General features: G+C 61.3%; 4 protein-coding genes. 1 reads left to right on the forward strand and 3 read right to left on the reverse strand.

The annotated features are described in order from the left end of the window. Window positions 1-177: 177 nt before the first annotated feature. The 3 genes from JN524_RS23820 to JN524_RS23830 are packed head-to-tail and all read right to left on the reverse strand — an operon-like array spanning window position 178 to window position 5,086. Entirely contained in the window at window positions 178-1,545 is a 1,368-nt protein-coding gene (locus JN524_RS23820; RefSeq protein WP_096796933.1) for an HlyD family type I secretion periplasmic adaptor subunit, read from the reverse strand. After that, on the reverse strand, window positions 1,535-3,691 hold the full coding sequence (locus JN524_RS23825; protein ID WP_202370925.1) for a type I secretion system permease/ATPase: 2,157 nt from the start codon (window positions 3,689-3,691) through the stop codon (window positions 1,535-1,537). The genes JN524_RS23820 and JN524_RS23825 overlap by 11 nt, the downstream gene beginning before the upstream one ends. Before the next feature lie 42 nt (window positions 3,692-3,733). Beyond that, on the reverse strand, window positions 3,734-5,086 hold the full coding sequence (locus tag JN524_RS23830; RefSeq protein WP_007961502.1) for a TolC family outer membrane protein: 1,353 nt from the start codon (window positions 5,084-5,086) through the stop codon (window positions 3,734-3,736). A 357-nt stretch (window positions 5,087-5,443) separates the two neighbouring features. Here JN524_RS23830 and JN524_RS23835 point away from each other — a divergent pair. Next, on the forward strand, window positions 5,444-8,732 hold a 3,289-nt coding region (locus tag JN524_RS23835; protein ID WP_202370926.1), incomplete at its 3' end, for a retention module-containing protein.

An 8,732-nucleotide genomic window follows, 5' to 3' on the forward strand; every position in this document is an offset into this window, starting at 1 on the left:
TGACGATTTGTGTCACTTAGTGGCGATTTGCTGATGTCCACGTAGGAGCTGCGGCACGCTGCGATCTTTTGATCTTGTTCTTGAAATCAGTATCAAAAGATCGCAGCGTGCCGCAGCTCCTGCAGGTTCATGGCTGGGCTTGTGGGAGCTGGCTTGCCAGCTCAGGCCAGTGAAGTTCTAGCGCTCGTGCAACGCCTCGGCCCGTGCCCGAATGATCGGCTTGAGCAGATAACTCAACACCGACTTCTTGCCAGTGATGATATCCACCGACGCGACCATCCCCGGGATGATCAGCAACGGCTTTTCATCTGTGCCCAGGTGGCTGCGCTCGGTGCGCACCTTGATGATGTAGTAGGTGGTTTTCTTGTCTTCGTCGGTGATGGTGTCGGCGCCGATCTGCTCCAGTTTGGCCTTCAGCCCGCCATAAATGGTGTAGTCGTACGCGGTGAACTTGACGATCGCTTCCTGGCCCGGATGCAGGAAGGCAATGTCCTGTGGACGGATCTTGGCTTCGACCAGCAAGGTGTCATCCAGCGGCACAATTTCCACCATGTCGCTGCCCGGCTGAATAACACCGCCGATGGTGTTGACCAGCAACTTGTTGACGATCCCGCGTACCGGCGAGGTGACCAGCGTCCGGCTGACCCGATCTTCCAGCGCCTTGCCGGTGGCCTGGGCCTTGTTCAGGTCGGTGCGGGCTTCGTTGAGCTGGGTCAGCGCATCGCTGCGAAATTTGCCGCGAGTCTCGTCGATCTTGCGCTGGACTTCCTTGATTGCCGATTCGGCGCGCGGGATCGCCAACGTGGTGGCGTCGAGCTGACCACGGGTTTCGACTTCGGCACGCTTGAGTCGCAGCACCTCCACCGGCGACACCGCGCCCTGCGCCACCAGCGGCTCGGACATGTTGATTTCCTGGCGTTGCAGGCCCAGTTGCTGACGGTATTGCGCCTGCTTGGAGCTGAACTCGCGCAGCTCTTGCTGACGCTGGATCAACTGCTCCTGCAAACCGCCGATCTCGTCGTGCAGTTGCTGACGCCGGCTGATGTACAACGATTCTTCGCTTTTCGCCTGGCCCGGCACGGCTTTGAGCACGTCTTCCGGGAAATTCAGTGGACGGTCATCGACCTCGGCGCTCAGGCGCTCGACGCGCAACAGCATCGACAGCCGATCAGCTTCAGTTTCGCCGACGTTGGAAGCAAAACGCGTGTCGTCCAGGCGAATCAGCGGTGCGCCGGCCTCGACGATCTGACCTTCCTTGACGAACATTTCCGAGACAATCCCGCCCTCAAGGTTCTGGATTTTCTGGATCTTCGACGACGGAATCGCCTTGCCGTCGCCCTTGGTCACTTCGTCGATCACGGCGAAGTTGGCCCACAGCAGCAGGAACAGGAAGAAGCCGATGATTGCCCAGATGGTCAGGCGCACGACGCGCGGGGCGTCCTCGATCAGCGCCTTGTTGACCTCCGGCAGCGGCTGGCCCTGCAGCGAGGCAGAGCCCTTGAAGTAGCGACGGATCGACTCTTTGACACCCGACTTAAGCAACACTGATCTGCCCCTTCTTCAACGCTTCCATCACGGCGGCTTTCGGGCCATCGGCGAGAATCTGTCCACGGTCGACCACCAGCAGGCGGTCGACCAGCGACAGCAGCGAGGCCCGGTGCGTCACCAGCACCACGGTCTTGTTTTCAACGACGGCAGCCAGGCGTTGCTTGAGGCGTTCTTCGCCGGTGTTGTCCATGGCGCTGGTCGGTTCGTCGAGCAGCAGGATCGGCGGATTGAGCAGCAGCGCCCGCGCCAGAGCAACGTTCTGCCGTTGGCCACCGGACAGGTTCTGCCCGCGCTCGCCAACTTGCAGCTCGTAGCCTTGAGGGTGCAGACGGGCGAATTCGTGCACGCCGGCCAGTTCGGCGGCTTGCAGCACCAGCTCGTCTTCTACATAGCGCGCGCCGGAGACCAGGTTGTCACGCAGGGTGCCGGCCAGCAGCTGGATGTCCTGCGGCACGTAGCCGATGTTGTAGCGCAGCTCGCTGACATCGATCTGACGGATATCTACACCGTCCACCAGCAGCGCGCCGTCGTCCGGTTGGTACAGGCCGACCAGCAGTTTCGCCAATGAGCTTTTACCGGAACCGCTGCGACCGATGATGCCGATCTTCTCGCCGGGACGGATCACCAGGTTGATATTCTTCAGCGCCGGGTTTTGCTGTTCCGGGTAGGTGAAGTTCAACTGACGGCACTCGATCGCGCCTTGCAGCACCTTGCGGCTCAGCGGACGCTCTTCAAAATTGCGCTCCTGCGGCAGCTCCATCATCTGGTCGACCGAGGTCATGGTCACCCGCGCCTGCTGGTAGCGAGTCAGCAGACCGGACAACGACGCCAGCGGACTCAGCGCACGGCCACTGAGCATGTAGCAGGCAATCAGACCGCCCATGCTCAGGTTGCCGGCGATGATCTGATACACGCCAAAGACGATCATGATCACCCCGGCCAGTTGCTGGATCAGCAGGGTGATATTCATCGCCAAACCGGAGAGCATTTTCACCCGTAGTTCGAGGCGGCTGAGGGTGCCGATGGTCTGTTCCCACTGGTACTGCCGTTCGCTTTCGGCGTTGTTGACCTTGACTGCATCGAGGCCGGCGAGGGTTTCGATCAGGCTCGACTGACGCTCGGCGCCGAGGGCCATGGTGCGTTCCATGGTCGCTACCAGCGGCTTCTGCAACGCATAGCCGATCAACAGCGCAATCGGGAACGCCAGCACCGGAATCCACACCAGATGCCCGCCGAGAATCGCGATGACGATGAAGATCAGGATGGTGAACGGCAGGTCGATCAGACTGGTCAGGGTCAGCGAGGCGAGGAAGTCGCGCAGGCTCTGAAACTCATGGATGTTCTGCGCGAAGCTGCCGACCCGCGCCGGGCGGTACTTCATGGCCATGCCGACGATGCGTTCGAACAGCGTCGCGGAGATGATCAGGTCGGTTTTCTTGCCGGCCAGATCCAGGCACAGGCTGCGCAGGCTTTTGAGGATCAGGTCGAAAATGTAGGCACCGGTGATGCCCAGCGCCAGCACCCACAGGGTCGCTTCGGCCTGGTTCGGCACCACGCGGTCGTAGACGTTCATCACGAACAGCGGCGCGGCCATGGCGATGATGTTGATCAGGAAACTCGCGGCGATCGCATCGGCATACAGCCAGCGCGAGCGTTTGAGGGTGTCGCGAAACCACGAGCGCGCACGCGGGATCAACGCGCCGTGGTTGACGTCGAATTTGTGCTGCGGCTGGGCGAAGAACACTTTGCCGGTGTAATCGTCGGCCAGCAGTTCGCGACTGACCACCGATTCGCCGCCATCGCTTTCGCTGAGCAGCACCCGGGCTTCGTTCTCGCCTTGCCAGCCGAGCAGGACGGCGCTGCGGCCATCCTTGAGCAGCAACAGCGCCGGCATGGCAATCGCCGGAATCTCTTCCAGCTTGCGTTGCAACACCCGGCCCTGCAGCCCGGCGCGAGCCGCTGCGCGGGGCAGCAACTCGACACTCAAGCGCTGCTTGGGCAGCGGCAGGCCAGTGGTGAGCATCGCCGCACTGGCCGGCTTCTGGTGCAACATGCATAGAGCGAGCAGACCATCCAGTAACGGATCGTCGTGCATCGCGCGCGGATCATGAATGAGTTGAACTCGACTGACTTCTGATTCCACGCTCGGCACTCTTGGCTAACAATTGAACAATGAAGGTTCTGCTCAATTCATACCCGGCAGTTGGACCTTCGGCTTCACATCGTTCTGCACGACGGATGCCAATGGTGCGACCACTCCCTGGCTCTTGAGCAACTCGCCCATGGTCGCCTTGATTCGATACTGAGTAAATAACTGAATGTTCTTGATCTCGGCCAAACGGCGCGAAGCGGTGAATAACTCGTTTTCGCTGTCGAGCAAATCGAGCAGGGTGCGCTCGCCGAGGCTGAACTGACGCTGGTAGGCAGTACGCACGGCGGTGCTGTGATCAACGTACTGCTGAGCGATCGGCACCTGCGCGTTGGCGTTGTTCAGGGCGTTCCAGGCCAGACCCAGTTCTTCGTTCAATTGACGCAGGGCGTTGTTGCGGATGTCCAGCGCCTGGTTCGACAGGTACGACTTGGATTCCAGATCGGCCTTGTTGCTACCACCGGAGTACAGGTTGAAGCGCATGCGCAGCATGGCCTGCCACTCGTTGTTGTGGCCGTTCTGACCGTCGAGATCGTTGTCGGCAGTGCGACCCAGCTCGGCGTCGAAACGTGGGTAGAACGTCGACTTGGCGGTTTCGTACTGCTTCTCGGCCGCAGCGATATCGGACTCGGCCGAGCGCAGGATCGGGCTGTTTTCCAGCATCTGCGTACGGGCTTCATTGAGATTGGCCGGCATCATCGCCATGAACGGCGCCGGGCGCTCCAGCTGGTCAGGCATCTGGCCGACGGCACTGAGGAAGTTGGTCTCGGAGTCGGCGAGGTTGGTCTGTTCGGTGATCAAGTTGTTGCGGGCCTGAGCCATCCGCGCTTCAGCCTGATCGAGGTCAGCGCCGCTACCAACGCCGCGCTGGGTGCGTAGCTGGATCTGATCGTAAATGCGTTGGTGGCTCTTGAGGTTCTCTTCGGCCAGACGCACGAATTCGCGGCGGGTCAGCACGTCCAGGTAAACCTGGGCGACGGTCAGCGCGGTGCGCTCGGAAGTGCCGAGCAGCGAGTAGGCGCGGGAGTTGACGGTGGCTTGTTGACGCCCGACTTCGCTGGACGTGGCAAAACCGTCAAAAACCATTTGCGAGAGACGTAAACTTGACTCGCTGCGGTTCAACGTTTCCCAGTGGTTGCCGCCACCGTTGGCGCGCGTGGTCACGCTGTCAGTGCCCTCACGGCCATAACCGCCCAGCAGATCGACCTTGGGCAGGTATCCACCTTTGGCTGCCTTTAACTGATAATCCGCGGCCAAACGACTGTTGACCCCCGCCTGGATTTCCGGATGGACATCCAGTGCCTGCTGCATGGCTTCTGGTAAGGATTGTGCTTGGACGAAAGAGGCGGCGAGGGCGAACGGTAGAGCCTTGAACAAGTGCAAACGCATGGTAAAGATTTCCCAGGACTTCTTGTCTTGAATCACAGCAAAACGTGCTGCTGCGTCGGATGATTGGCAACCGGAATGACCGTATGTCGGAAAGTTCAAAATAGGAACTGGATCACACGCTGAGGGACAGGTCGCCGCGGAAATATCAATGTGACATTAGTGGGGCGATTGTTTAGGATGGCACCCAGAAGGTCAATAGTTTGGCATAAAGTTAATAGCGAAAGAATCTAGCCAAATTATTGACGAAGAACAGCGTCAATCTTGATTCGCAAATTTTAAAAGTACGTCCAGACTGAATCGGCGCCGAAGCCATCAGGCTATGGAAGTCAACTGAACGTGACACCCGGAGAGTCTTCAATGAGCAGTGTTGTGGCCATCGTCAAAAGCATTGTCGGTCAGGTATTCGTGGTCTCCCCCGAGGGTGTACGCCGCGTGCTCGTTGAAGGCGATCGCCTGTTCGTCGGCGACCAGATCGATACCGGCCTCTCCGGCGCCGTGTCGCTGGAACTGGCGGATGGCCGCACCCTGGACCTGGGCCGTGAAACCCAGTGGAGCGCCAACGCGCCCGACTCCAGCACTGACCTGGCCGAAGCCACCGCGCAGGCCGCACCGTCCGTAGCCGAGCTGCAGCAGGCCATCGCCGCCGGTGCCGACCCGACCACCGCCCTTGAAGCCACCGCTGCCGGCGCTACCGCCGCAGGGACTGGCGGCGCGGCAGGCGGCGGCCACAGCTTCGTGATGCTCGATGCCACGGCTGGCCGCGTCGACCCGACCATCGGCTTCCCGACCGCAGGCATCAATTCCGGTGCGCAAGCAGCACAGAACATCACCGGTGGCCAGAACACCGATACCACCACCAACGCCCTGCGTGAGTCGACCCTGAGCCTCAGCGCCACGCCGACCATCACCGAAGCCGGCGGCGTGCTGGTGTACACCGCGACCCTGACCCAGGCGCCGCTGACCGACCTGACCATCACTCTGTCCAACGGCTCGGTGATCGTAATTCCGGCCGGCTCCACCACCGGCACCGTCAACGTGCCGCTGGCACCGAACGACACCGTTTATAACGACCCGACCCAGATCAACGTGACCGTCACCGGCACCACCGGCGGCAACGGCATTACCGTGACCCCGCCGACCACCCCGGCGACGACTCAGGTCACCGACACCATCGACACCACCACCGTCACCCTGACCGCTGGCAACAGCGTCACCGAAGGCGGTCAGATCACCTATACCGCGACACTGACCAACCCGGCGCAGACACCGGTCACCGTCACCCTGTCCAATGGCTCGACCATCACCATCGAAGCCGGCCAGACCACTGGCACCGTCAACGTGCCGACCGCGCCGAATGACGTCTATAACAACGGCAGCACCGTCAGCACCACCATCACCGGTGCCACCGGCGGCAACTTCGAGAACCTGGTGCCGAACACGACGCCAGCCGTGACGAACATCGTCGATTCGCGCGACACCACCGGCCTGACCCTCACCGCCACCGGTACCGTGGTCGAAGGTGGCCAGATCACCTACACCGCGACCCTGACCAATCCGGCACAGACGCCGGTCACCGTCACCCTGTCCAACGGCTCGACCATCACCATCGAAGCCGGCCAGACCACTGGCACCGTCAACGTGCCGACCGCGCCGAACGACGTCTACAACAATGGCGGCACCGTCAGCACCACGATTACCGGTGCGACCGGCGGCAACTTCGAGAATCTGGTGCCGAACACCACGCCGGCGACCACCACCGTCACCGACTCCATCGACACCACCAACCTGTCGCTGAGTGCCACCGGCACCGTCGCTGAAGGCGGCTCGATCGTTTACACCGCGACCCTGACCAACCCGGCCGGCACCCCGGTGACCGTGACGTTGAGCAATGGCTCCGTCATCACCATCGAGGCTGGAAAAACCACCGGCACTGTGACCGTTCCGGCGCCTGCGGATGACGTCTACAAAGACGCCGGCAAGGTCGAAGTCAGCATTACCGGAACAACCGGCGGCAATTTCGAGAACCTGGTGCCGAGCACCGTTCCGGCGGTCACCGAAGTCACCGATACCATCGATACCTCGACCGTCAAACTGACTGCCGATACCTCGGTCGCTGAGGGCGGCACCGTCACTTACACCGCCACCGTCGGCGCACCGGTAACCGGTTCGCCGGTTGTTGTGACCCTGGCGAACGGCCAGACCATCACCATCGAAGTGGGCAAAACCACCGGCACCGTGACCACCACGGCGCCAAACGATGCGTTGACCGGCAACCCACCGCTGATCAACGCCATCACCAACGTCAGTGGCGGTAACTACGAAAACCTCGTCGCCGACAAAACCCCGGTTTCGACCACCGTTACCGACACTGTCGACACCACCAACCTGACGTTGAGCGCGACCGGTACCGTGGCTGAAGGTGGCTCGATCGTCTACACCGCGACCCTGACCAACCCGGCCGGCACGCCGGTAACCGTGACCCTGTCGAACGGCTCGGTGATCACCATCGAGGCCGGTAAAACCACCGGTACCGTGACGGTTCCGGCGCCTGCGGATGACGTTTACAAAGACGCCGGCAAAGTCGAAGTCACCATCAACGGTGCAACCGGCGGCAACTTCGAAAATCTGGTGCCAAGCACTGTCCCTGCAGTCACCGAAGTCACCGACACCATCGATACCTCGACGGTCAAGCTGGCCGCTGACACCTCGGTGGCCGAGGGTGGCACCGTCACTTACACCGCTACGGTTGGTGCGCCGGTGACTGGCTCGCCGGTTGTTGTGACCCTGGCTAACGGCCAGACCATCACCATCGAAGTCGGCAAGACCACCGGTACCGTCACCACCACCGCACCGAACGACGTGCTGAACGGCCAGGCGCCGCTGAGCAACTCGATCACGGGTGTGAGCGGTGGCAACTACGAAAACCTGGTCGCCGACAAGACGCCGGTCAGCACCACCGTGACTGATACCGTCGACACTACCAACCTCTCGCTGAGTGCCACTGGCTCCGTCGCTGAAGGCGGTTCGATCGTCTACACCGCGACCCTGACCAACCCGGCCGGCACCCCGGTGACTGTGACCCTGAGTAATGGCTCTGTCATCACCATCGAAGCGGGTAAAACCACCGGCACCGTGACCGTTCCGGCGCCTGCGGATGACGTCTACAAAGATGCCGGCAAAGTCGAAGTCAGCATTACCGGAACCAGCGGTGGTAACTTCGAGAACCTGGTACCGAGCACCGTTCCGGCTGTCACCGAAGTTACTGATACCATCGATACTTCGACCGTCAAACTGACCGCTGATACTTCGGTAGCTGAAGGTGGCACCGTCACCTATACCGCGACCGTTGGCGCGCCTGTCACCGGCTCGCCAGTGATCGTCACGTTGGCCAACGGCCAGACCATTACCATCGAAGTGGGCAAAACCACTGGCACCGTGACCACCACCGCGCCGAACGATGCGTTGAACGGTCACGAGCCGCTGAGCAACTCGATTACCGGCGTAACGGGCGGCAACTACGAAAATCTCGTGGCTGACAAAACCCCGGTTTCGACCAACGTCACCGACACCGTTGACACCACCAACCTGTCGCTGGCTGCCACCGGCACCGTCGCTGAAGGCGGCTCGATCGTTTACACCGCGACCC

This window comes from Pseudomonas sp. MWU318 (assembly GCF_016756945.1).
Taxonomy (GTDB): domain Bacteria; phylum Pseudomonadota; class Gammaproteobacteria; order Pseudomonadales; family Pseudomonadaceae; genus Aquipseudomonas; species Aquipseudomonas putida_A.